We start from the raw sequence: 23,696 nt of genomic DNA on the forward strand, positions 1-23,696 counted from the left end.
CCCCGTGGGCAGCGTGCCGGCGCAGGCCCGTCCACTGACAGGGCGTCGATCAAGGGGCCGGGGCGCTGGCAGCGCGCACGGGAAGCTCCGCCAATGGCAGCGTCCCGCCAGAAGGCCACACCCGGTGGCAGGGCGTCCAGTGACAGCGTGCCCGGCGGCGGGGCCCGTGACAGGGGGCAGGGGGCCGTGGCGGGGCGCGAAGCGGAAGCCCAAGGCGGAGGCCCGAGGCAGAGGCCCGCGGCAGAAGCCCGAGGCGAAGGCCCGAGGCGGAGGCCCGTGACAGGGGGGCAGGGGCACAGGGCCGTGGCGAAGGACCCGTAGCGAGCGCAAGGCGGAGACCCGAGGCGGAGACCCGAGGCGGTGGGGAGGGTGGGAGGCGGGTTACTGGTCGGGGGGTTGGTGGAGGCGTTGGAAGTTGGTGAGGCTGTCGCGGTAGTAGGCGAGGTCGTCCACCAGAGCCTCGTACGTGAAGCGTTCGGGGTTGTCCTCGTACGCCGCTCTGCCCATGTCGGTCCAGAACGCCTCCGGCGGGGGCGGGGTGCCGTCGGAGCGGACGAACTTGAGCGCCTCGGCGACGGCGTCGGCGGCGAAGCGCCAGTCGGCGACGACGTCGTGGTAGCGCTCGTCGACGGTGGTGTCGGCGGAGTAGAGGAGGCCGCCTTCCAGGGCGCGGTCCGCGTACGTGGCGGCGATGAGGACCCATTGGCCCAGGTCGATCAGCTCGGAGAGGCCCAGGCCGAAGGTGGCGTCCTCGAGGCGGGCCTCTTCTTCCGAGACGAAGGGGACGACGATCTCGGCGTCGCCCGCGCGGACGAGCCAGTCGTCGTCCTGCTCGGTGACGACGCGTTCGGCTCCGGGGCTGGTGATGTCGAGGTAGACGTACGCCTCAACCAGGGAGCGGGCGTAGTCAGGCATGCTGGGCCGCCAGGTCGCGGTAGGTGTCGCGGACGATGAGGAGGCGGTCGAGGTGGAAGCGGCCGGGTTCGGCGGCGCGCATCTCCAGGCCGCGCTCGGACCAGAACGCGTCGTCGGGCACCTCGTCCTGGCCGGGCGGGACGAACTTGATGGCCTCGCCGACGGCGGCGGCCGCGATGGACAGGGCGCGGTGGGCTTCGGCCCGGTCGTCGGCGGGCACGTGGCCGGCCGTGAGGTCGGCGACCCAGAGCCATTCGCCGGCGTCGAGGAGTTCGGAGGGCTCGGCGGCGCCGAACGTCGGATAGCCGTCGGGCGGGATCGGGCGTTCCGGCAGGCCGAAGAGGAACTCGCGGCTCGTGCCGCACTCGCCGCAGTCGCCGGCGTAGCGGCTGACCAGCGTGCCGTCGACCGTGGTCAGGCCGCTGTCCCAGGTGGTTTCCGCAGAACCGCACGTCTCGCACGGGTGCAGGTCGAGGTAGAGGTGCGCCTCGTCCCTGGTGCGTGCCACCGCGAATGCCATTGCCGTCCTTTCGTCCCGCGGGTCCCGCTCCCGGAGGTCTCGGTCCCGGGAGTCTCGGTCCCGGGGGTCCCGATCCCGGGGGTCCCGATCCCGGAGGTCCCGATCCCGGAGGTCCCGATCCCGGAAGTCCCGATCCCGGAAGTCCCGGTCCCGGAAGTCCCGATCCCGGAAGTCCCGGTCCCGGAAGTCCCGGTCCCGGAGGTCCCGGGGTCCCATCATGCCGTCGCCACGGGGGTGGGGGCACACTGGCACGGCTCGTCGTCGCGGCAGTCGCATTCCTCCCAGTCCGGGTACCAGCCGGTGACGTTCGTGAGCTTGCGGTAGGGGCGCCACTTCTCGCTGCGGTGGCGTTTGGGCGTGTCCTTCATGAGGGCGATCAGCTCGGCGGCGAGGCTGGGCGGGATCGCGTAGCTGATGTCGGCGCGCGCGGCGAGGGTGAGCAGGGTGTCGATGCGGGCCGAGCGCTCGGCGGGGATGGAGGTGCGGACCTGGCGTGCGGCTTCGGCAAGCTGGGCGACGGCCTGGAAGTGGGCGGCCATCCGGGGGTCGCCGGCCGCCCGGGCCGCCGCCCCGGCCGCGATGGCTGCCGCGGCGCGCTCGCTGACGTCCACCGTGGCGTACGGGTCGAGCTCGATGACCACGGGGTTGCTCGACGTGTCCCCGGAGGTCCGGGAGCCGTTCGTACCGATTCCGGGGGCCTGGGAGCCGTTCGTACCGACTCCGGGGGCTTGGGTGCCGTTCGCGGAGGCTCCTGAGGCCCGGGTGTCGTTCGGGGAGGCTGCGGGGCCCCGGGTGCCGTTCGGGGTGGGGGCGCCGGGGATGCGGGGGGTTGGGGTCGCGGGGCGGATCTGGAGGTCGGTCGGGGGGCGGCCGGGGATCTCCAGGGTGATCCGGCCGTCGCCGTGGTGGTGGGCGCGGGCGCCGGCGATCGCCGCGCCTCGTTCGACCGCGCGGACGACGGCCGTCAGCGGAAGCGTCGCCAGGCTGACGGGGGCGGGGGCGGGTGCGGTGGTGGCGCCCCAGTTGAGGAGGCTCGCTATCCGGCTGCGGGGTTGGGGGGCGCCGGCCCAGGGCGCCGGGGGCGGGGTGTGGCCGCGGCGGGTGAGGTCGGCGGCGACGGCGTCGATCGCCTGCGCGAGGCGGTCTCGGGTCGGCGTGTCGGTGGCGGCGTGCCACTTGCGGGACAGGTGGGCGTGCTCGTTGAGGCGCGGCGTCAGGCAGTGGTCGACGACCGGCTCGCCACGAGAGGAGAGGGCGGCGAGGAAGGAGCGGACGACGCCCTGGGGCCGGCCGGCGGCGCGGGCGGCGCCGTCCTGGGCGAGGTGGGTGATCTCGTGCACCAGGACGGACGACACGACGTCCGGGTGGAGGCGCGGGGCGAGGACCATGACGTGCGCTTCGTCGGCGGTGGTGCCGGTGCGGAGGTGCGTACGGCCGGTCAGGCCCGGGCCGGGGTCGCCGACGGTCACGCGCACGTGGTGGACGGCGCCGGACGGCAGTTCGACCTGGAGCGTGTCGCCGGACCAGGTGAGGCTGCGGACGGCGCCGCCGAAGTCGGTCAGCGACACGTTCTGGGCCTGGATCTCGGTCAGGGAGAGGTCCTCGGTCCCGTCGGGCCGGGCGGCGGCGTCGAGGGGTGTGGCGGGGAGCTCGGGCGAGGTCACAGAGGTGCCGGGGCCGGACGAGGGTGAGGTGGCGGAGCCGCCGCCGGGCGTGCCGGCCGCGGCGGCCGGGTTCTCCGCGGCGGCTGCCTTGTAGGGGTAGACGGGCTTGGGCTCGGCGGGGCGGTTGTGCCCGTTGTTCTCCAGGGCCTTGAGCACCTGGTCGGTGAAGGTGCCCGGGTCCTGCGAGGTGTCGAAGACGGCGCGCAGGTCGAGGCCGGTGCTCTCGGCCAGGGTGAGCACGTCGGGGGGCAGGGTGGCGAACGCCTCGGCGAACCCGCCGTCGAAGGTCTCGCTGCGTACGGAGCCGTCGGGGTGGGCGTAGTAGCGGCGCGGGACCCCGTTCTCGGTCACGGTGACGACGGCGACGGCGCCGCGGTCGCGCGCTTCCAGGCGGGCGTCGGTGAGCTGCGGGATCAGTCCCTGGCGGGTGCCCGTGGCGCGGAACGTCTCGCGGACGGAGGACGGCGGGGCGACGCGGATGCCCGCTTCCATGCGCGCCCGCATCTCGTTGATCTCCTCGCCGAAGAGGGTCACGAAGATCTCGCCGCCGGTGGCGTGCCGCATGGTGACGGCGTCGCCGATGGGGGTGGGCGGGCCGCCGGGCAGGCGGCGTACGTGCTGGAAGGTGAGGTCGTAGTCGACGCGGAGGCGGACGGTGTAAAGCGCCCCGTTGCGGAACTCGCTGCGTTCGACGCGGCCGCCGCTGGTTTCGGTGACGCTTTCCGCGGACTGCTCGCCCAGGGACGCGCCGAGGCCGATCCCCGCCTCGGGGATCATGCCGCCGTTGGCGCCTCCGCTCATGGGGGCGAAGCGGCCGCGGCCCACGGTCACGCTCATGCTGGTCGCCTCGCGGTCGACCTCGCCCTTCTCTCCCGTGAACGGGCCGCTGTAGACCTGCATGTCGGAGGTGTGCGCCTCGATGGTCACGTCGACGCCCTGGTTGCGGGCGCCCTGCCGGCCCAGGGGCACGACCACCTCGCCGCCGGGCCTGGACATGCGCTCGAACACGCTGATCAGCGCGTCCACGGACAGGCGGCTGGTCAGTTCGCCCATGCGCGCGGCCACGGTGGCGCGGCCGACCATCTTCTCCAGCTGGCCGCTGACGACCTCCAGCAGCGTCGGCTTGCCGGCGTCGGTGAACAGCGACTCCGGGAAGTACCCGCGGGGCAGTTCGGCGCGGCGGGGGTCGATGACCGGCGGGGCCTCCGTCACGTTCGCGTCGGCGGGCCGGATCATGCCGGTGGGGATGCGGCGCACCACGACCGCGTCGTAGGTGCGCCGTACCTCGCGGGTCTTGCGGCTGACGGCGCCGCTCGCCTTCTGGGCGACCGAGCGGACCTTGCCGCCGGGCAGCGGTCTCCGTTCGATCTCGACGACGAGGTCCATCTCCTGCCGCACCCGGTCGAGGCCGAGGAACAGGGCGATGCGCTGGAGCCGCACGATCTGCCGGCCGCGCGTCGCGCCGAAGGATTTCGTGAGGTCGGTCGAGGCGCTGACGCCGCCGGTGTCGGTCTCCTCCTTGCCGCTGAAGTCGGCGCCGAAGGCGTGTGAGCCGTTGAACCCTTCGGACTCGGTGACGTCGGTGTAGCGGTAGAACTGCTTGATGGCGCCGGCGGCGTCGGTGTGGCCGATCAGCTCGGCGCGGTCGGCGCCGTGCTTGGGCACCATCCGCACCCTGACCGTGATCTCCTCGGCGACCCCGCTGGTCAGGTCGCCGAGCGCGTTGTAGGTCTTGCTGTAGCCGTTCCGGCTCCACATGTCGTTGACGCGGATCTCGGTGCGGGTGCGGGCGAAGTCGACCGCCACTTCCCTGCGCAGGGTGGGGGCGGCCTTCAGCACCTCGGGCGCGACCTCTTCGAGCATGTTGAGGACTTCGTCGCGGAGCTGGACGCGTTTGCCGCTCTTGTCCTTGGCGGTGAGGGACTCCATGAGGCTGAGTCCCATCGCGTTCTGGTACGGCCGGGCCAGCACGACTTCGCGGCTCTGCTGGATGAGGTCCCTGGCTCGCGACAGCAGGCGGGCGAGCTGCTTGTGCATGGGCATGCGCCGCTCGCGCTGCGGCGTGCTCTGGTTCTGCGCGGACTGGTGCCCGCTGGGCCCGCTCTGCGCCGTCTGCCCCTTGCCCTTGCGCCGCTGCTTGGCCGGCTGCTGCGGTTCGACGACCTTCCTGAGCGCGGTGAGGAGGGCGTGTGGGGTGTGCTGTTCGGCCAGGCCGAGGTCCTCCCCGGCGGCGCGGGCGTCGGCCAGGGCCTTGGTGTAGCGCGTGAGGAGCGCGGTGGCGAGGGTCCGGTCCAGGGTGAGGCTGCCGTTGATGAACCGCTCGACCGCGTCGGCCACGAGGTGCAGCGGCAGGTCGAGGTCGTCGTCGGAGTACAGGAGCAGGGCGTCGTACTCGGGGATCGTCAGCAGGGCGGCGCCGCGGCTGTGGGCCGGGCGGGCGGCCCTGGGCGTGACCCCGTCGGGGACGGTCTCGTTGCCGGTGTACGTGAAGCCGACGTCGGCGCGGATGACGTAGTGCCGGCCGGTCTCGATCGTGAGTTCCTCGGTGCCCCAGATGTCGAGCTGCGAGATCGAGGTGGACGTCGACTTGGAGACGGAGGGGAACGACAGCTTGCCGCCGTCGTTGGTGGTGCCGCCGTCGTCGTGGTCGGTCCCGCTCGCGGACAGGCTCGTGTTCCGGCTCACGGACCCGCCGTAGCTGACGCCCGCGCTGCCCATGCCGAACTTGATGTCGCCGCTGACGTGGTCGACGACGCCGACCACCTCGGCGGCGCCGTACTCGCCCTTCACGGACAGGAAGGAGCGGGTGGTGGTGCCGCGGGTGCGGATGCCGGTCTCGCTGCTGTACGCGTCGTCTTCCCACTCGCGGTGCCCGGCGAGGTTGCGCATGTTGACCAGGCCCGCGAAGTGGTGGAAGGCGGGCGAGTCGCTGCGCATGGCCCTCGGCAGCACCTCCCGGGCGGCGGCCAGCGCGTTGCCGGGGTCGAGGTGCAGCATCTTGGTCCGCGCCAGCACCTTGGCGGACAGCTTGCCCACCGGCGCCTGCTTCGGGTTCTTCGCGGGCATGAGGTCGGCGGCGATGACGAGCTTGGCCTCGCCCTTGCGGGAGGAGATCTGCTCGCGCTTGCCGTTGTGCTCCAGCTCGACGATCACGCGGTGCCGCATGGTGTACACGCCGACGATGTCGCCGCTCTCGCCCAGCGTCACGATGTTCTGCGTGCCGCCGTGGCTGGAGCCGACGTTCCGGTTGTATCCACGGCTGTAGCTGCCGTTGACCTCGTGGCCGAAGCCGTTCTGGCCTTCCCCCGGCGCGTCGCTCTCGGCGAGCCCGACCTTGCCGGGGTACGTCCTGGACCGGCTGAAGCCGCGCCCGGAGGTGTCGGAGCCGATGTCGAGGTAGACCACCGCCTCCGCGTCGGTGTAGCCGATGTAGGTGAAGTCCTTGAAGTCCTGCTTGAGCTGGATGTGCACGGTGTAGTGCTCGGAGGTGCGGTTGGGGCGGTGCCGTACCAGGTCGAAGTGCAGTCCGTCCTGCGCCGCCTGGTCGTAGCCGGCCTGCATGCGCCGGGCCGACAGCTGGGTGAGGACCTCGCGCAGGTTGTGGATCTGGCTCGCGAGCTCCAGCTCGTTGTCCGAGAACACGAACTCGCCGTTCACGATCTTCGGCACCACGCCGCGCTCGCCGAGGTCGCTCAGGACGTCCTGGGCGACCTCGTCCATCCCGAGGACCTCCTGGACGAGGGCCGGGCCGGCGCCGCGGAGCTGGCCGGGCTGGTCGCCCATCGTGGGGGGCAGTCCGGCCGTGCGGCCTTCGGGCACCTCGGGGATGGGGTCGCCGCGCAGCACCGGGATGCCGTCGGCCCCGATCACCACCTTGCCGTCCTTGCGGAGGAGCGCGCCCTCGTCGACGGGCAGGCCGAACCGGTAGGCGGCCGACTCCTGCATGGCGACCAGCGCGGTGCTGTCGACGTCCGGGAGGGTGACGGGGGCCTGGCCGGGGCGCTCGACGGTGATCGAGTGGACCATCATGAGCTTGTACGACTGCCGCGGGCCCTTCTTGCGGTGCACGCTCGGGTGGATGGCCTGCTGGTTGGCGGTCGACGAGTGGGAGTGCGAGGCCGATCTTCCGGTTTCGGCCTTGGGGTTGATGGAAGGCTCGAACTCGCCCAGGGGCCCCAGGACGTCGAGGTCCTCAAGCCGGTGGATCTTGAGCTTGGCTGAGGCGCTGAGGCCGGTGGAGCCGCCCGCCGACGCCCCGCCGGGGACGTTGGCGAAGTCGATGAGCACCTCCTCCTCCCACTCGTCCGAGCTGGGCTGGCCCACCAGCGGGCTGTCGGGGACCTGGACGATCCTGGTGTCGACCCTGATGCGCACGTCGGTGCGTCCCCCGACGGTGAGGGGCCGCCTGAACCCGCCGTTGACCGCCTCGCGCAGCGCCATCGGCAGCTCGTCGACGAGGGTCGTGCGCAGGTTGTGGTGCGCGATGGAGCCGACCGTGGCGTAGTCGCCGCCGAGGTGGTCGGCGACCATGTCGAGGGCGCCTTCGAGACCGGTCATGCCGGTGACGGTGACGTTCCGGAGCTCGGGGTCGCGCTTGTCGGGGTCGATCCTGGTGACGTTCCGGGGCGGCGGCTCGACGTGCGGGTGCGTGAACCACACCCGCTGGCCTGCGGCGTCGGCGGGAGCGCCGGAGCTCACGGTGACGCGGCCCTCCCAGGTGCGCGAGCCGGGCACGCGGATCTCCGCCGTCCAGGTGGCCGTGCCCTCGTACAGCATCGACTCGCTGCGGTTGTCGACGACGGAGCCCGACTGGAAGGCGGGGCCGGCGCCGCCGGTGACGCTCGCGCTGCGGCCGGCGTTGACGCCGAATCCCGCACCGAGGAACTGGTTGGCCATCTGCAGGAACGAGTCCTCGGGCAGCATCGGCGTCAGGATGCCGGTGTCGAAGTTCGGCGCCAGGCCGCCGCTGTTGGCCGCGGTGCCGTTGACCGTCCGGCCGCCCAGGACGAACATGCCGACCATGATCTCCGAGGCGATCACGGACGGCTCGAACACCTCGACGAGGTCGCTGAGCGTGAGCTTGAGCCGCACCTCGGCCGCGTCCTTGCCGACACCGGGCCGCAGCACGAGGCCGTCCTCGCTCAGCACCTTGTGGAAGTTCTGCCGGATCGCGGTCTCGAGCTCGTTGATGGTGTAGCGGTGGCTGACGCCCTTGCCCTCCAGCAGCTCGTTGACCGCCTCGGTGAGCTTGGTCAGGTGGGCGATCCGGGACGTGGGCATCGCGGTGGTCCGGCTGTCGGCGGCCGGCTGGGTGGCGGCGCGGGCGACCAGGTAGGCCCGGTGGGCCTGCCTGGCCTTCGCCAGGTTCTCCTTGCTGGGGTCCACCCGCAGCGTCCGGTACGCGCGCTCGGCCGCCTGGGCGGCGGTCCGCGTCCTCTCGTAACGCTCGGCCATCCGCAGGTGCCTGGCCTCCTTGGCCCGGTGGCCCTTTGCCTCGGCCAGCGCCTTGCGCACGCGCACCTGCTTGCCCTGGTCGCGCTGCTTACGGGCCTTCTTCGCCGCCTCGGCGGACTCCTTGGCCTTGTTCCGCGCCTCCTGGGCGGTCTTCTTCTTGGACGCGACCTGCTGCGTCAGGTTGTCCTCCGCCTGGTGGAAGAAGTCGACCAGGCGGCGGATCTCCAGGAGGTCGGGGGTGCCGTCGGGGACGCCGGGCACGCGCGGCGGCTGCTCGGCCGGGGTGGGCGTGAAGGGCAGCGGGGGCGCGGCGTGGCCGCGCGTGGCCAGGTCGGCCATCACCCCGTCGATGTCGGCGACGAGCCTCCGCTGCTCTCGGGAGTTGGTGGCCTGCTGCCACTGCTCGACGAGGTAGCCGAGCTCGTTCATCCGGGCGGCCACGCACAGGTCCTGCGTCTCGCGCATCCTGCCGCGTGACAGCATCCGGCGCACCACCCCCTGCTTCTCCGGGGCATGCAGGTGGTGCAGGGTGTCGGTGATCTCGTGCAGCATGGTGCGCGCCACCTGGTCGGCGGCCATGCCGCGGGCGAGGTGGACGACGTGCGCCTCGGCGCTGCTGGTCCCGGCGTTGACCTCGGTGCGGCCCATGAGGGACGCGTCGAGGCGGCCGATCACCGGGCGGAAGTGGTGGATGCCCTGGCGGGTGCGCACGAGCAGCGTGGAGCCGTCGGCGGACCAGCTCCAGCCCGTGACGCCCTCGGTGCGGAAGTGGTGGGGGCGCAGCGCGTCCACGCCCGCCTTCACCTCGGCGTCGGTCAGCGTGGTGCCGTCCGTGCGGCCGTCCGGGACGAAGCGGGTGCCGGGCAGGGCGCGCGAGGTGACGGTGCCGGGCTTGCTCCGGGTGGGGCGTGCCGCCTGGGATCCGTCCTCGTTCGTCCGGGCTTGCGGGGCGGTGTCGATGCTGGGCCTGCTCGCGGCCTGGACCAGGAGCAGGGTCGCGTCCATGCGCAGGCGGGCCTGGTCGATGCCCTGCGCGGCGCGCTCCTCCAGGGCGGTCCGCACGGCGTTCACCGTGGAGGCGGGGATCACCAGCTCGCTGTTGTCCACGCTGAGGACCAGGTCGCCGCCTCGGGTGGCGAGCATGGTGGGGAAGTTCGTCTCGGCCGCGTCCAGCAGGGCGGTGTGCGCGCCGGTGACGTGCGCGGGCGCGTTGGCGGGGGCCGGGATCGCGTCCTTGACCGGCACCCGCTCCTCGGCGGCGGGCGCGGCCTCCGGGGTGGAGGCGGGGTCCGGGGCGGGGGCCTCGTCGGGAGTGGGCGCCGCGTCGGGAGCGGGGGCTTCGTCTGGGGCGGGGGCCGCGTCAGGGGCGGGGGTCGTGTCGTCGGTGGACGCCGGAGCCGCAGCGGAGTTGGTCGAGGTGGTGGAGGCCGGGGTCGCGGTGGGCGCCGGGGCCGCGTTCGCGGCGGGCTCCTGCTGCCGCTCCTCCTCCCGGTCCTCGTCGGGGGCGGGCTGCGAGGAGCGGGTACGGGAGTCGGCGTCGGGCGTGGCGGGCCCGCGGCGGCCCGCCGCGTTGTCGTCCTGCGAGCGGTTGGTCCGCGTGTCGGTGTCGGAGCCGGAGGAGCGGGCGCCGTCCGAGGCGGACGACCCGGCCGGGGCGCCGCCCCGCGTGGTGGTGGAGTTCGGCGCTGAGGGCGCGGGCCCGGCCGGGGCGGGGCCGGCGGGGCCGTTGGCGGGCCCGTTGGACGACGTGGTGTTGCTGCCGGGGTCGCCGCCGGGCGGGGTGCCGCCGGAGCGGGCCGCGTCGGAGCGGGCGGCGGCGTCCTGCGCGGACGCCAGGGCGCTGGTCGGGTGGGTCAGTGCGGACAGGACGTCCGGGTTGAACGGGCTGATGGTGCCGGTGCGGCCGACGCCGCCGAGGAACCCGCCCATCATCGCCTCGGCGGTGAACGGGTTCTCCATCCGCCCGTAGACGGCGGCGTTGGCGACGAAGCTGCCGAGCGGCGAGGCGATCATGTTGTTGAGGCCGGTGTTGAGCGCCCTCCCGGCGAAGCCGCCCACGCGCCGGGTGACGCGGGAGAGGGGCCCGGCGACCTTCGTGCCGATCCACGCGCCGGCTCCGGCGCCGATCAGCGAGGCCTTGAACCGCGCCCAGTCGAAGAACTTGCGGGTGCCCTTGTCGATCTGGATCCGCTGGGTGAACCAGTCGATGAAGCCCTCTTCGCCCATCTCCTCGGTGAGCTCGCGGCCGAGGGGGCTGGCCAGCAGCCGGGCGAGCACGATCTTGCCGGTGGCCCCGCTGAGCGTCGTGACCCGGCCGAGCTGTCCGGCGGCGGCCTTGCGCCCGCCGACGGCGGCCAGGCGGGCCAGGATGCGGCTGACGGCCGCGCGGCAGGCCGCCGAGTACGGCCCGATCAGCCGGGCGCCGGACCCGGCGGTGAAGAACGAGACGTAGACCGCGATGGCGATAGCGACGACCGTGATCCAGAAGGCGACGTTGATCGAGATCTTGGAGTACTGGGTCTCGACAGCGAAGTCGCTCGCGTGGGAGGCGTGGCCGCAGCAGTTCTTGTGCACGCCGGCCAGCCCGGCGCTCTCGCCGTACAGGAACTTGGCCCGGTTGACGAACTCGGCGGTCGGCGGCGCGTACATGCCGTCGACGATGGTGCGCGCGGCGGTGCCGGCGGCGACGGCGTGCTTGTCGGTGCCCTCGGCCAGCTTCTCGTACGCGACGGCCAGCGCGGACATGCCCTTCTCGCTGGCCCTCGGCCACATCTGGCCGGCCGACAGCATGGGCAGCAGGAAGTAGTTCAGCCAGTCGGGGAAGACCTCGGTCTCCCACACGGGCTCGGTGTCCCGGTCGATCCGCACCGCGATGTGCTGGGCGGGCAGGCCGCTGGGCCCCTGGACGTGGACATTGCCACCAGTCGTCACGGATGTTCCCGTTCAGTCCGTCGCCCTCACACCTCCGCGATCATCGCTTTTTGGCGGCGCAGGTCGGCCGCCATGTCGGCGTGCGCCTGGAGGGTGTTGTCGACGACGATGCGGACGGCGTCACCGGCGTCGGCGATCTCCTTGAGGAGCTTCTTGCACTTGGTGATCGTCTCGGGTCCGCCGTTGACGCCCACGTGAGAGGTGAGGAAGGCCTTGCCTTCGGTGCCGGTGCCCCACGGCTGGGCGTCCAGGCACTTCTGCACCTCGGCGATCAGGTCGGCGCACTCGCGCTCCTGGTCGCCGGCCATCGTCTTCCACTCGGTGATGCCGCGGTCGACGACGGACTTGACGACAGAGGACTCGTCCCACATGTTCATCGGGCCTCTCCCTCCTCACCCGCGAACACCTGGAAGATCGCCTCGACGTCGCCGTCGATGTGGGCCCGCATCTGCTCGGGCGGCACGACGGGCGCGAAGATCTCCACGATGCTCTCGCGCAGCCGCGCCTCGGCCCGGCGGGTGGTCTCCACGATGGTGTCGGCCAGGTGGCGGGCGTCGGGGCGGCGGTAGACGCGGGGGTCGAGGTCGAGGCCGACGAGCTCACCCCGGGAGCCGACGGTCACGCTGACGAGGCCGTCGGGCGACTTCTCGGTCACGCGCAGCTCCTTGGCCCGCGTGTGCAGCTCCATGCCCTCGTCCTGCAAGCGCATGAACATCGTCCTGAGTTCGTCGGCGTATGCCTGCATCCCCGCAGCCGAGCGGCTCGCTGCCTCCATGACACTCCCACCCAATAGCGCCACATGCGACACATCGCACTGTATGGATAGTTTCTGTCACATGAATACCAAGTAACAAGAGCCCGGCTAGACAATCTCGTCGAGGGGCACGGCCTCCTCACGAAGATCGGCCGCCTCGGCGCGCGGCACCCAGCGGCGGTAGACGCCCCGTTCGATCCGGTCCAGCCCCAGCTCGACGGCCCGGGGCGCGGACGCGCCCGCGTACTCCAGCAGCAGCTCGCCGTCGCGTTCGGCGTGCACGTGGAACGGCTCGCCGCGCCACTCGCACACGGTGATGACGAAGTGCAGCGCCTCGCACTCCTCCGCCGGCACCGGCAGCACGTGGCAGCCGGGCTCCACCTCCTCGAACCCCTCGCGCGGCTCGGCGCTGCGCAGCCTGATCCACAGTTCGAGCGAGTGCGGCTCCGGGCTGGCCTCGAAGTCCTCGCCCTGCCAGCGCGCGCGGTAGTGGTGCCAGCTCACGGCGTCACCGCCACCGTCAGCAGCCAGCGCCGCAGGTCGCCGTGGTAGAGCGCGCGCCGGTGCTCGGTGCCGGCGTCGGTCAGCTCCCAGATCTCCGCGCCGTGCGGCAGCCCGACGCCGTAGATCTTGTACTCGCGCACGAGCAGCTCGGGGTTGGGCACCAGGCCCATCCCGGCGAACGGCGGCTCCTCGACGACCCAGCCCGCCACCGCGTCACGTCCCTCCTCGTCGAGGCCGCCGTACGGGGTGCGGTAGAGGTTGAGGCCGGCCGGACGCCAGCGCAGCAGGTTGAGCGAGCCCTCGGGCGTCAGCTTGTCCGTCGCGCCGAGCGCTTCGGCGAGCACGGTGGGCGTGGCGATGTGCGAGACGTCCAGGGCGTGGTGGCAGTAGCCCGACACCCGCGAGCTGTTGCCGGTCAGCAGGTCGTCCAGGTCGCCCGGGCCGAGCACCTTCTGCATGACGGGCACGCCCGACCCCGGCGCGATCAGGAGGTCCTGGGCGAGCGTGGGCACGGCCAGCCGGGCCACGGTGCCCGACTCCAGCGGGAACCACACCGGCAGGCCCGCGTTGACCGCCAGCCCCCAGCGCGGGTCGGGCCAGGCGGCGGCCATCTCGGGGAGCGAGCTGACCCGCCAGTGCTCGGTGGCGACGCCGGCCGCCCGCATGGCCTCGACGGAGGTGTAGGCGAGCATCCACACGCGGTCGGGGCCGGTGTAGGTGGCCCACCGGGGCGGTTCGGCGCCGGCCGCCGCGGCGGCGGAGATCGGCAGCGCGAAGTCGGCGTCGCGCAGGAGGCTCAGGCACAGGTCGATCCGGCCGGCCTCGTGCGCCGCCCAGAGCTGTTCCTCGAAAGGGCTGGCTGGTTCCACGGAGGTCACAGTAATCGGCGGGAGTGAGGTGCGACGCCTGTGTGCAAGCTGGGATATTGGAGACCAAAGGTACCGATGAGGGGATACGCGGGCCCAGCATGCAGACCAACAAGGATCTCCACCAAGCTCACCGGCTGATGCAGCAGCGGCTCGGCATGGCGCTGCTGCAGGGCGAGCCTGACGTTCCGGAGTCCCCCATGCGCCGCCAGAACGTGGCCACGTTCAGCGGCATCCTCGTGGGCGTGCTGGTGCTGGCCGTGTTCGGCATCTGGGGGCTGGTGAGCCCGGGCAACGCCACCAAGCTCACCGACCCGGGGCAGCTCCTCATCGAGGAGGAGAGCGGCGCCGCGTACGTCTACAGCCAGCAGCAGCGGCGGCTGCTGCCGGTGGCGAACTACGCCTCGGCCCGGCTCATCCTCGGCTCCGGCGAGGTCACCACCCGCAGCGTGACCTCGGCCTCGCTGGCCGACTTCGCGCGCGGGCCGATGGTCGGCATCTCGGGCGCCCCCGACTCGCTGCCGGTGCGGGAGAAGCTCGTCAAGGCGCCCTGGTCGGTGTGCGTGGTCGACGGCCCCGCCGGCTCGGGCGGGCAGAAGTCGTACACGACGCTCGTGGGCGGCAAGGACGTCGGCGGGCGGCCGGTCGGCGGCGACGCCATGGTCGTCACCGACGGCCGGCAGAACTGGGTGATCTGGAACAACCGCCGCATGCGGGTGGCCGCGCACGGCGTGCGTGCGCTCGACGCCCAGCCCAGGAAGGTGCCCCCGGCCTGGCTCAACGCGCTGCCCGTCGGCCGCGACTTCGACGGCCCCGACGTGCCCTACCGCGGCCGGAAGGTGCGCTCGGGCGGCAAGGTCACCGCCGCGGTCGGCCAGGTGTTCACGGTCCCGGCCGCGCAGGGCACGGCCGCCCGCTGGTACGTGCTGTACCCCGACGGGCTGGCGCAGATCTCCGCCGTGCAGGCCAGGCTCCTGCTGGAGGACCCGGCCAGCAAGAAGGCGTACGGGAACAGGGCCGCCAGGGAGATCCCCATCGACGCCGCGTCGGCCAACGCGTCACCGTCGAAGAAGACCGTGCTCGACCCGACCCTGCCCGCGACCATGCCGCGCGCGATCAACGTGCCCGCCACCGTGCCGCTCTGCCTCGTCCACGCCGACACGCAGGCCGGCTCGGTGAAGGCGAAGGTGACGGTCGGCAGCACGATGACGATCCCGGCGCCGCCGACCCCCGGCAACCAGGACCGCTTCGACCAGGTTCTGCTCCCGCCGGGGAGCGCGGTGGTCGCCGGGCTGCTGCCCGGCGAGGGGCAGCTCGGCGCGGTGAACGCCTCGCTGTCGCTGATCACCGACCAGGGCATCCGCTACCCGGTGCCGTCGGCCGAGGTGCTCGGCAGGCTCGGCTACGACGCGGCCGACGTGGCGCCGGTGCCGGCGAGCCTCATGCACGGCATCCCCCAGGGACCGCCGCTGGACCCGGCGGCCGCGCTCACGCCCGTGGGCGCGGCCGCGGGCTGATCAGAAGCCGAAGTCCGGCATGGGCGACTCGATCTTGCCCGGGTCGAGCTCCGCCTGCGGGTTGTCGGTCAGGTCGGACTTGGCGGCGTCCCAGAGGACGCTGGCCTCCATCAGGTTCGGCTTCTCCGAGGGAAGGGCCTGCAGGCCGGGCAGGTCCTGGGAGAACTGGTTGTAGCCGACGGCCAGGGCGCCGAAGATGAGCGTGGCCTTGTAGATGAGCTTCCGGTGCTTGGTCATGATCCCCTGCAGCATGAAGTGCAACCGCGCGACGATGCTGATCGCGGTCGCCTCCGCCGTCGCGTTGGCCGGGGGCGGCGTCGGCCGCATGATCGCCACATAGCCCGCCAGCGCCAGCAGGATCACCCCGATGGCGTCACAGACCAGCGTCAGGACGTGATAGCACGCGGCTGAGCACTTGAGCGCGTTGCCGGCGGACACCCGGTTCTGGTCCAGCTTGGCCAGGTGCCCGTCGAGCACGTTGATCTTCTCGGTGAACGACGTGTACGCCCGGCCCTCCCAGCCCTCGTTCTCGCCGATCTCCTTGCCCAGCCGCTTCAGCTCGGCCCGCACGTAGGCCAGGTCGGTGACCCCGTTCGCGTGCGCGCTCCGCCCGTCGGGGACCTGCTTGCTGCCGGCTGCCACGGGCCCCACCACCGCCGGCCCCACGTCCACAGGGGTCTTGTCGAGCCACTGGTCGCCCCCCCGATCCTGCTCGGCGGGATCGGAGATGAGCAGGGACATCAACATCCCGATCGGGCGGGCGTACGGCAGGATCACCGAGGCGGCGCCCACGGCGGCCACGGCCGAGATCATGAGCCTGTGATCGTTTTCGTAGGCCATCAGCTCAGCTACCCTTCTCCACCGATCACTGCCGGCGCGATGTCCTCGTCGTCTCCCCAGACGCCCTCGTCCTCGGGAAGCAGCGGGCCCTTCTCGCGGTCCTGCTCGTCGCGGGACGGCGCGGCGCCGCCTCCCATGGGCGGCGGGTAGAGGGGCATCCCGGTGTTGAGCGCGCGGGCGATGCTGCCCGGCCCGCCCGGGAGCCCGCCCGAGCCGCCCGAGGACATGCCCGAGCTGAAGCCCTCCGGAAAGCCGGAGCCCGTGCGGGGCATCGCGGCGCGCGGGTCGGGGCCGCCGGACAGGTTCGGCAGGCCGGCGTTGGGGAGGCCGGAGTTGGGCAGGCCGGGCACGCGCGGGTCGGCGCCGGCCAGGTCGGTGCCCGTGGGCTGGTTCAGCCCGTTCAGGTCGGGCGGGTTCCCGCCGCCGGGGTCGGGCTGCTGCGGGAGGTTCATGTCGGGCCGGTCCGGCATGTCGGGGCCCGGCCGTTCGAGGTCGTCCAGGTCGTCGGGCTTCAGGCCGTCGTCCGGCTTCTTGATGTCATCGAGGCCGTCCTTGTCCAGGCCGTCGAGAGCATCCTTGTTCAGGTCGTCGAGAGCGTCCTTGTCCAGGCGGTCGAGGGCGTCCTTGTTCAGGCCGTCCGGCTTCTTCAGGCCGTCCAGGGGATCCATGCCGCCGGGGCCGAGGCCCGACGGCAGGTCGCCGGCCCCGCCCATGGGCTTCATGCCCCCGCCGGGCAGCTTGAACTCGTCGTCCTTCGGCTTGGGCGGCTTGCTGGCCTTGTCGGCCGTCTCGCCGTTGTCGGCGGCGGTGTTGATCGCGGTCCGCCACGACTCCAGGACCTCTTTGCCCTGCTTGAGGGCGTCCGCGGCGTGGTCGCGAACCGCGCGGTGGGCGACGTTGAGCCCGCCGCCGATGACCCCGAAGGAGAACTCCGTGATGTCGATGGCCCGCGTCTTGCTGCTCATCTCGGTCAGGTCCTGACCGAAGCTCGCCACGTTGGTGCCCATGTCCCGGACACGGGTGTACTGCATGACGAACTTGGGGTCGTTGGTCCTGGGGTGGAGCCCCGCGCCACCCAGCCCTTGCAGAGTCTCCGAGAAGGAATCCGGTTCAGCCACAAGCCCCCCTTGTCACATCGCCCCCATACGCTACGCCAGCCCCGCAGGTCCGTACAGCTTTTCGGGCAAGAGCCCCATCTCCCCAGTCATGGCCCCAAACGTGCACGTCCTGCGAATACACCACGAATCCACCTGACGGATATGGGATTTTCACTTGATCATGTGCGACTCTAGGGACGATAGTTCTCTAATGTGACCAAGGGGCCGACACCAGATTGACGCCCCAAGTCAGCCGAACTGGTAAGGGAGGGACACTGTGGGCGCCGAGCCGCAGACCCAAGTAAGCGCGTCCGACCTCATCGCGGCCGTCAACCTCATCGAGGAGGCCGCCACCCGGCTGCGCACCGTCCAGCGGAACCTCGACACGGCGGGCGCCGAGCTCAAGGTCTCCTGGGCCGGACAGTCGGAGGCCGCCTTTTCCGCCGTCCTCATCAAGTGGCACGAGCGGATGGACGTCGTCCTCCAGAGCCTGCAGCGGCTGGCCGCGAACATCGGGACGACCAACAAGAACGTCGCCGCCTTCAACGAAGAGCGCCAGCAGGCGATGAACCACATCGCGAACCTCATCAGCGCTCAGCCGCCCCGCTGACCCCCTACTCACAGAACTGGAGGCCGCGATGGCCGCAGAAGACGCTTTCGACAGGACCCTTGTCAACTACGCGGGCCTCGGCCGCGGCGAGGAGGCCTTCGCCAAGGCGCACAACGAGATGGTCACCGTGCTCGACGAGCTGGAGACCGCGCTGCTGCAGAAGAGCGCGATCTGGCAGGGTGCGGCCAAGACCGTATTCGACGAGGTCCGGCAGGTGTGGAACCGCGAGGCGAACGACATGTCGCAGTTCGTGGACCTGCTGAAGAGCAACATCGACATCACGAAGATGAACATGCACGAGGTCGACATGATCAACTCCAAGATCTTCGACGGCAGGTAGGAGCCGACGGCCGCTGGCTGACACCGGAGGGAAAGCATGGGCACCGACCGCGGTGGCGTGAACCTGAGTAGAAGTGCGATCAAGGCCGCCAGGACCGACCTGATCGAAGCCCTCGCACTGTTGCGTCCCGAACGCGGAAAAGGCGAGGTCCAGCCCGTGCTGGCCGAGGGCGGGGCGGTCGTCAGGCTCAGTTCCGACGACAAGGCCCTCACCGGACCGTGGACGGCGGCCATGGCATTCCAGAACAGCACGACCCGGGGCATCGGCGCCGTCAAGCTGTCGTACGACAACATCACGACGCAGGTGGAGAGCATGATCGAGCTGCTCACCCAGGCGTTGCGCGGCTACGACAACGCCGAACAGGCCGGTGAGGGCGCGAAGCGGACGGCCGAGGCCTGATGGTCGACTACCAGAGCGAGATCCAGTACCAGTTCGTGCCCTCCGAGGAGGAGATCACCACGCTGGAGGCGCTGCGCGAGGCGCTCAACGGCAACAAGCCGGAGCTGCTGCGCGAGGCGGCCACCGAGTTCTACACGGCCAAGGAACGGCTGGACAACCTGGTCGGCGTGCTCGACAAGCACATGCGCACGCTGGAGACGAGCTGGACCGACAGCGAGGACTCCAAGGTGGTGCGCACGGCGCTGCGCCGGCTGCGCGAGTCGGCCGCCGACGTGTCGCGCACGATCAGCGAGCACCCGCAGCAGCTCTGCCCCGTCAACCCGTCCGGCATCGCGCCCGCGCTGAACATGCACGCGGCCACGCTGGAGCGGTTCAGGGGCGAGGCCATCCCGGACAACGCCGACAACCCGTCGGTCCTCGAACGGGGTGTCCAGGGCGGCCAGATCGGCCTGAAGTTCGGCGGCCCCCAGGGCGGCATCATCGGCACCGGCGGCGGACTGGTCTACGGCCTCGGCGAGAAGCTGTTCGGCGAGTCCGAGGCGGAGAAGAACATGAAGCGGGCCAAGAAGCATCTGCGCGAGCTGACCGAGGCCACCGCGATCAACAACAACGTCTTCCCGGCACACCTGCGGACCGAGATCCCGCAGTTCGACAATCTGACCACTGACGCGCCGGTCGTCCCGTTCAACCAGGCCAGGCTGCCGGGCGGCGGCCTGCCCAACGGGATGAACCAGCCCTTCGACCCGTCGGGGCTGGGCCCGGACGGGCTGGGGGGCCCCGGCCAGGACGGCCTGTTCGACCCCGGGCAGCACCAGATCCCCGGGATCGGCGACAACCTGCCGGGTGAATCCTTCCCCGGCGGATCCGTGCCCGGCGCTCCCGGCTTCCCCGGCGACGGCTCCGGCCTGCCCGGCGGCCCCGGCCTGCCCGGCAGCGGCGTGAACTCCGGGTCCTCGACCGTGAACGCCGGGCTCCCGAACGGCCCCCAGATCCCCGGCGCGGACGTCGGCGTCGGCGACGGCAACGGCCTGGGCGCGAACGACGCGAACACCTCGCTGGCCGGCATCGGCGACCGGAACCTGCCCGGCTACCCGAACAACGCCAACGGTCTGCCCGGCACCGGCTACCCGTCCGGCCAGAACGGCGGCATCGGCTCCGCCTACGGAGGCGGCGCCGGCCCGGCCGGCGCCGCGAGCACGGCGGGGATGCGCGGCCTCGGCAACGGCTCCCCGATGTTCCCGATGATCCCGCCCGGCGGCGCCGCCGCTGGCCAGGACCGCCAGGAGCGCGAACGGACCACGTACCTGCTCGGGGACGAGGACGACTTCCGCAGTGACGTGCCGACGACGAACCACCTCATCGACGGGAAAGGCAAGGCGAAGGCATGAGTGATCCGGATGGCGGGCAGTCGCCGTCGCTGGAGCTCGCCCCCAACTTCCCCGGCATGGAGCCCGACGGGCGGGGTCCGGACATCAAGCACGACGAGGTCAGGTCCGTGCTCTCGCGGCTGCGCAGGGAACTGGAGACGCTGCGCGGCAACGCGCCCGCCTCGATGAGCGCCACCTGGAGCGGGCCGGGCACGGTCGGCAACGTGGCCGGGCTGAGCAACGTCGGGTCCGCCGAGACCGGCCCGTGGGAGGTGGCCTCCGGCTTCGGCGTCAACACCGCCAAGGCGTACGAGGTCTTCAGCGGCAGCTATTCCGATTTCCTCGACTGCATCGAGGAGTGGGCGTTGGCCGTCGAGAAGGCCATTGACAACTACGAACGCGGTCACCTCGACAGCAGTGCGTGAGAATCGGCAGGGATGATCGATGGGCGATGCGTGGAAGCCGATCCGGGTCAAGGCTGACCTCGGTCCGGTCGAGCCCGGCTCCGAGGTCAGCAGGGACACGGTCGCGGGCTGGCTGAGCAAGGCCGACCCCGAGGCCGTCGACCGGGCCGGGGAGAGCTACATCGAGGCGGGCAAGCTCCTGCTGGGCGAGGCCGGCGTGCAGAGCGCCATCCTGAAGGCCGCCGAGGAGCTGAACGAGGTGTGGCACGGCGACAACGCCAGCCAGACCGTCCTCGGCGCGCTGCGCCTGCTGCACGCGAGCGCGGGCGCGCTGGGCAAGGCCATGAACGACACCGGCGGCCCGATGCGCACGTACGCCCAGCACATCAGGGAGTACCAGGCCAGCGTCACCGCGCTGCCGGCCACCGCCGAGCAGAACGCCGGGACGGGCGGCTCCAGCACCGGCGGGTCGAGCGGCGGCAGCAGCGGCGGGTCGAGCGGCGGAACCGGCGACGGCGGTGGCAGCAGCGGCGGAACCGGCGGCTCGTCGTTCAACGAGGGCGCCGGCGGCGGGATGACCGGCGACCCGTCGCAGAACCGCAACAACTTCGACCCGGACGAGGAAGCCAGAAGGCAGCTCGCCGAGCTCAACCGGAAGATCACCGAGGTCAACTCCCGCATCGCCGAGGGCCTGGCCTTCGAGCTTCCGGAGATCACCCCGCTGGAGGTGAACCTCACCAAGCAGGCGCCTCTGGACCCCGGCAGCGGGACCCGTACCCCGTCCGGCACGACCGTGCACTGGAACGGCGGCGGCGGCAACGACGGTGGCGGCGGCGGTTTCGGTTCGGGCTCCGGGAGCGGCCAGGGGTCCTCGTCCGGCGGCGGCCCGCAGGGCGGCGACCAGCCGGGCGGCTCCCCCACGCCCCCGCGGGACACGACCGGCCCCGGCGACGGCGCCGGGCCCACCGACCCGGGCAAGGGCCCGGGCCCGGACGGCGACCAGGGCTCGGGCGGCCCCGACGGCCAGCAGCCGGGCCCCGGCGACACCCCTGGGCAGCAGCAGCCGGAACAGCAGCAGCCCACCGATCCCCAGGGCCAGGAGGGCGAGCAGGAGCCCGCTCCCCCGGTGATCGGCGGCGAGCCCCGGACCGAGCTGGCCGAGACCCCCACCACGCCGTCCCCGCACGGCACCACCACGCCGAACCTGCTCACGCACACGCCCACCACGCCGACGCCGACGGCCACCGTCAACCCGATCGGCAGCCAGCAGGGCCCCGGCATGTGGTACGGCACGGGCGGTTCGGCGGCGACGGCGAGCCCTGCCGTGCTGCGCGGCGGCCCGGCGGCCACGGGTCACGGCTTCATGGGCTTCCCGCCCGGCGGGATGGCCGGAGCGGGCGGCAACGAGGGCCAGGAGCGCAACCGGGAGTTCTACGAGCCCGAGGGCCACGTCTTCGCCCCCGCCCAGGAGGCGGGGCCGGAGAGACTGGGCTGACCCTCTCGCCCGGGGGTCATTCCTCGACGCGCTGGTGGATCCTGGCGAGCTCGCCCATGACGTCCTCGAAGGTCTTGTTGTAGACGGCTTCGGCCTGCCGAGCCTGCTCCAGGGCGCCTTCGGGGTCGTCGGCGAAGCGCAGGGGGTTCTCCGCGCCGAAGAGCGCCTCCATCGCCTCGGTCATCTGGCGCCGGTGGTCGGCGGTGGCCGCGGCGATGGTCTCCTTGATGCGCTCGGCGAGCTCGCCCGACGTGAGGCGCATGGCCTTCGGGTGCAGGTGCAGCTCCTGCAGGCCGGGGCCGCCGATCTCCACCTTGACCAGGCCGTCCTCGTCCTCGGCGCGGCCGACCACCTTGGCCATCTCCTGCTGGAGCTCGGCCACGCGGCCCATCTGCAGGTCCGCGTTCCTGATGACCTGGTCGACGTCCAGGCTGTCGAAGTTCAGCTCGCTCATCCGTGCACCCCATACGTCACAAGAGCCCCACATAACGGCGAAAGACTACTAACCGGCCAGGCCGCGAATCCATGTGTAGACGTCCAGCACGCCGAGCGACAGCGGGAACATCGCGATCAGCAGAATGACGTCCACCACGTCCCCGGCCCGGGCCCAGAACGGCGAGAGCTGCCCGGACGGCAGCCACACGCCGAGCCCGACGACGAGCAGGGCGAGCCAGAGCAGCCCCATCACCACCGCGGCGGCGGCCACCGTGCCGGCCCCGGCGCTCAGCGAGACGGCGCCCAGCACCAGCCCGCCGAGCCCGGCGCCCAGCAGCCAGAGCCGCTGGCCGAGGCCGTGGAAGACGCGGGCGCGCAGCAGCAGCACCAGGCAGAGCACGGCGGCCATCGAGGTGGCCAGCCAGCCCGGCGTGGCCGCCAGCGGGATCAGCGCGCCGATGGCGGTCATGGTGATGCCGATGACCATACCGGTGGCGTACCGGCCCGCCTGGGCGGTGCGGGCGAGCACGCCGTCGCTGTCGAGCCGCTGGTTGTCGGCGCGCAGCTCCTCGGAGTTCGTCGGCAGGGCGGGCAGCGGCACCCGGGCGATGCGGAACGACAGGGTGGGGATGAGCGGGCTGAGCGACATCAGGATCGTCACGGTCATCGCCGCGACGCCCGCCGCGGGCAGCTCGAACACCATGACCACCGCCGCGGCGGCCGTGCCCGCGACCGCCGCCACGGCCGTGCCGAGGAAGCCCGCCACGCCGTCCGACACGACGGCGCCGCCGATCGTGGCCACGAGCGCGGTGCAGGCGAACGCGGCCAGCAGGTGCGGTGCGCCGAGCCCGGCCAGCGTGGAACCGCTCGCGAGGCCGTACAGGCCCGCGAGGAAGGCGTACGGCAGGGCGGCGTAGCCGATCCACGCGCCGGCGCCGGAGTCGCCGACAGCGCGCGACAGGGCCGCGCTGACGCCGATCAGGAGCACCGCGAGCATGCCCGCGACCACGGTCAGGCCGAGCGGCGGGCCGCCGGCCAGGACGAGCGCGGGCGCGCCGAGCGCGAGCAGCACGGCCGCCGCGCCCGCGCCCATGGCCCGGGTGTGGCTCGCCTCCCACCGGCCGCTGCTGCCCTTGACGCCGGTGGCGACCACGTCGGCCACGTCGTCGTACAGCGCGGGCGGCAGCGTCGACTCGCGGGGCCGCAGGTAGAGCACCTCGCCGTTGAGCACGCCGAGCGCGGCGAGCGTCTGCCCGAGGTCGAACGGGGTGCCGCCGAGCCGCTGGAGCACCCAGCCGGGGCCGCCGACCACCTCGCCGCCGCCCTCGCCGACCGCCCGGAGCAGCCCGGGCAGCACGTGCGGCAGCGGGATGTCGGCGGGCAGCGCCAGGTCGACCCGGCGGCGCGGCGCGATGATCGTCACATGGCACAGCGGCGGCAGCGGCGCGTGCGGCATGGGCTGGTGCTGCTGCCGCGGCGCGTGCGAGGCCGGCTGAGGGGCGAGCGATGTCACAGGCCGTACTCCAGGGTTTAACCGGCAAGTCCTGACATGCCGAACATATAGGGACAATGCTTCTGGTAAGA

18 protein-coding genes are annotated in these 23,696 nt (G+C 72.2%); 7 read left to right on the plus strand and 11 right to left on the minus strand.

Translation table 11 applies throughout. The annotated features are described in order from the left end of the window. Nucleotides 1–381 precede the first annotated feature (381 nt). The 7 genes from KME80_RS02665 to KME80_RS02695 form a co-directional block, all read right to left on the minus strand. On the minus strand, nt 382–915 hold the full coding sequence (locus KME80_RS02665; RefSeq protein ID WP_219499833.1) for a hypothetical protein: 534 nt from the start codon (nt 913–915) through the stop codon (nt 382–384). Beyond that, complete coding sequence (locus KME80_RS02670; protein ID WP_219499835.1) at nt 908–1,435, minus strand: hypothetical protein; 528 nt, start codon at nt 1,433–1,435, stop codon at nt 908–910. Before KME80_RS02670 ends, KME80_RS02665 begins: the two co-directional genes overlap by 8 nt. 215 nt (nt 1,436–1,650) lie before the next feature. Continuing rightward, on the minus strand, nt 1,651–11,484 hold the full coding sequence (locus KME80_RS02675) for a cell envelope integrity protein TolA (RefSeq protein ID WP_219499837.1): 9,834 nt from the start codon (nt 11,482–11,484) through the stop codon (nt 1,651–1,653). Nucleotides 11,485–11,510: 26 nt separating this feature from the next. Beyond that, complete coding sequence (locus KME80_RS02680) at nt 11,511–11,861, minus strand: hypothetical protein (protein WP_219499838.1); 351 nt, start codon at nt 11,859–11,861, stop codon at nt 11,511–11,513. Further along, complete coding sequence (locus KME80_RS02685) at nt 11,858–12,193, minus strand: YbaB/EbfC family nucleoid-associated protein (protein WP_246643772.1); 336 nt, start codon at nt 12,191–12,193, stop codon at nt 11,858–11,860. The genes KME80_RS02680 and KME80_RS02685 overlap by 4 nt, the downstream gene beginning before the upstream one ends. Before the next feature lie 153 nt (nt 12,194–12,346). Continuing rightward, nucleotides 12,347–12,742, minus strand: a complete 396-nt coding sequence (locus KME80_RS02690) for a UCP033725 family protein (protein WP_219499842.1) — start codon at nt 12,740–12,742, stop codon at nt 12,347–12,349. Then, the gene (locus KME80_RS02695) at nt 12,739–13,611 is read right to left on the minus strand and encodes an SseB family protein (RefSeq protein WP_246643774.1); all 873 of its coding nucleotides are present in this window, start codon (nt 13,609–13,611) and stop codon (nt 12,739–12,741) included. The genes KME80_RS02690 and KME80_RS02695 overlap by 4 nt, the downstream gene beginning before the upstream one ends. Before the next feature lie 98 nt (nt 13,612–13,709). Here KME80_RS02695 and eccB point away from each other — a divergent pair, with 98 nt between their 5' ends. Then, nucleotides 13,710–15,125 (plus strand): type VII secretion protein EccB, encoded by a 1,416-nt coding sequence (gene eccB / locus KME80_RS02700; RefSeq protein WP_219499844.1) that lies wholly within the window; start codon nt 13,710–13,712, stop codon nt 15,123–15,125. On the opposite strand, the gene KME80_RS02705 is transcribed toward eccB, so the two are convergent. Both KME80_RS02705 and KME80_RS02710 read right to left on the minus strand, forming a co-directional pair. After that, nucleotides 15,126–15,938 carry a hypothetical protein gene (locus KME80_RS02705; RefSeq protein ID WP_219499846.1) on the minus strand — a complete coding sequence of 271 codons (813 nt, stop codon included), beginning with the start codon at nt 15,936–15,938 and terminating at the stop codon, nt 15,126–15,128. Nucleotides 15,939–15,973: 35 nt separating this feature from the next. Then, a complete protein-coding gene (locus KME80_RS02710; protein ID WP_219499849.1) occupies nt 15,974–17,083 on the minus strand; it encodes a hypothetical protein in 1,110 nt (369 codons plus the stop codon). Between the two features lie 256 nt (nt 17,084–17,339). On the opposite strand from KME80_RS02710, the gene KME80_RS02715 reads away from it, so the two are divergent. The 6 genes from KME80_RS02715 to KME80_RS02740 are packed head-to-tail and all read left to right on the plus strand — an operon-like array spanning nt 17,340 to nt 21,677. Continuing rightward, entirely contained in the window at nt 17,340–17,672 is a 333-nt protein-coding gene (locus tag KME80_RS02715; RefSeq protein WP_219499852.1) for a WXG100 family type VII secretion target, read from the plus strand. A gap of 28 nt (nt 17,673–17,700) precedes the next feature. Continuing rightward, a complete protein-coding gene (locus KME80_RS02720; RefSeq protein ID WP_219499854.1) occupies nt 17,701–18,012 on the plus strand; it encodes a WXG100 family type VII secretion target in 312 nt (103 codons plus the stop codon). 36 nt (nt 18,013–18,048) lie between these two features. Then, complete coding sequence (locus tag KME80_RS02725; RefSeq protein ID WP_219499856.1) at nt 18,049–18,411, plus strand: hypothetical protein; 363 nt, start codon at nt 18,049–18,051, stop codon at nt 18,409–18,411. Then, nucleotides 18,411–19,799, plus strand: coding sequence for a WXG100 family type VII secretion target (locus tag KME80_RS02730; RefSeq protein ID WP_219499859.1), 1,389 nt, complete (start codon nt 18,411–18,413; stop codon nt 19,797–19,799). The genes KME80_RS02725 and KME80_RS02730 overlap by 1 nt, the downstream gene beginning before the upstream one ends. Further along, a complete protein-coding gene (locus KME80_RS02735; protein ID WP_219499861.1) occupies nt 19,796–20,203 on the plus strand; it encodes a hypothetical protein in 408 nt (135 codons plus the stop codon). The genes KME80_RS02730 and KME80_RS02735 overlap by 4 nt, the downstream gene beginning before the upstream one ends. A gap of 19 nt (nt 20,204–20,222) precedes the next feature. Further along, nucleotides 20,223–21,677, plus strand: a complete 1,455-nt coding sequence (locus KME80_RS02740; protein WP_219499863.1) for a hypothetical protein — start codon at nt 20,223–20,225, stop codon at nt 21,675–21,677. Between the two features lie 16 nt (nt 21,678–21,693). On the opposite strand, the gene KME80_RS02745 is transcribed toward KME80_RS02740, so the two are convergent. Then, nucleotides 21,694–22,131 (minus strand): YbaB/EbfC family nucleoid-associated protein, encoded by a 438-nt coding sequence (locus KME80_RS02745; RefSeq protein ID WP_219499866.1) that lies wholly within the window; start codon nt 22,129–22,131, stop codon nt 21,694–21,696. A 48-nt stretch (nt 22,132–22,179) separates the two neighbouring features. Beyond that, entirely contained in the window at nt 22,180–23,625 is a 1,446-nt protein-coding gene (gene eccD, locus KME80_RS02750) for a type VII secretion integral membrane protein EccD (RefSeq protein WP_308125592.1), read from the minus strand. Nucleotides 23,626–23,696 lie beyond the last annotated feature (71 nt).

Origin of the sequence: Nonomuraea ceibae, from assembly GCF_019396325.1 — a bacterium.
Lineage (GTDB): Bacteria > Actinomycetota > Actinomycetes > Streptosporangiales > Streptosporangiaceae > Nonomuraea > Nonomuraea ceibae.

Excerpts from the sequence above, each read along its gene's own strand:
- KME80_RS02665 (WP_219499833.1), bottom strand. The coding sequence starts at position 915 with ATGCCTGACTACGCCCGCTCCCTGGTTGAGGCGTACGTCTACCTCGAC.
- KME80_RS02670 (WP_219499835.1), bottom strand. The coding sequence starts at position 1,435 with ATGGCATTCGCGGTGGCACGCACCAGGGACGAGGCGCACCTCTACCTC.
- KME80_RS02680 (WP_219499838.1), bottom strand. The coding sequence starts at position 11,861 with ATGAACATGTGGGACGAGTCCTCTGTCGTCAAGTCCGTCGTCGACCGC.
- KME80_RS02685 (WP_246643772.1), bottom strand. The coding sequence starts at position 12,193 with ATGCGCTTGCAGGACGAGGGCATGGAGCTGCACACGCGGGCCAAGGAG.
- eccB (WP_219499844.1), top strand. The coding sequence starts at position 13,710 with ATGCAGACCAACAAGGATCTCCACCAAGCTCACCGGCTGATGCAGCAG.
- KME80_RS02705 (WP_219499846.1), bottom strand. The coding sequence starts at position 15,938 with ATGATCTCGGCCGTGGCCGCCGTGGGCGCCGCCTCGGTGATCCTGCCG.
- KME80_RS02720 (WP_219499854.1), top strand. The coding sequence starts at position 17,701 with ATGGCCGCAGAAGACGCTTTCGACAGGACCCTTGTCAACTACGCGGGC.
- KME80_RS02725 (WP_219499856.1), top strand. The coding sequence starts at position 18,049 with ATGGGCACCGACCGCGGTGGCGTGAACCTGAGTAGAAGTGCGATCAAG.
- KME80_RS02730 (WP_219499859.1), top strand. The coding sequence starts at position 18,411 with ATGGTCGACTACCAGAGCGAGATCCAGTACCAGTTCGTGCCCTCCGAG.
- KME80_RS02735 (WP_219499861.1), top strand. The coding sequence starts at position 19,796 with ATGAGTGATCCGGATGGCGGGCAGTCGCCGTCGCTGGAGCTCGCCCCC.
- KME80_RS02740 (WP_219499863.1), top strand. The coding sequence starts at position 20,223 with ATGGGCGATGCGTGGAAGCCGATCCGGGTCAAGGCTGACCTCGGTCCG.
- KME80_RS02745 (WP_219499866.1), bottom strand. The coding sequence starts at position 22,131 with ATGAGCGAGCTGAACTTCGACAGCCTGGACGTCGACCAGGTCATCAGG.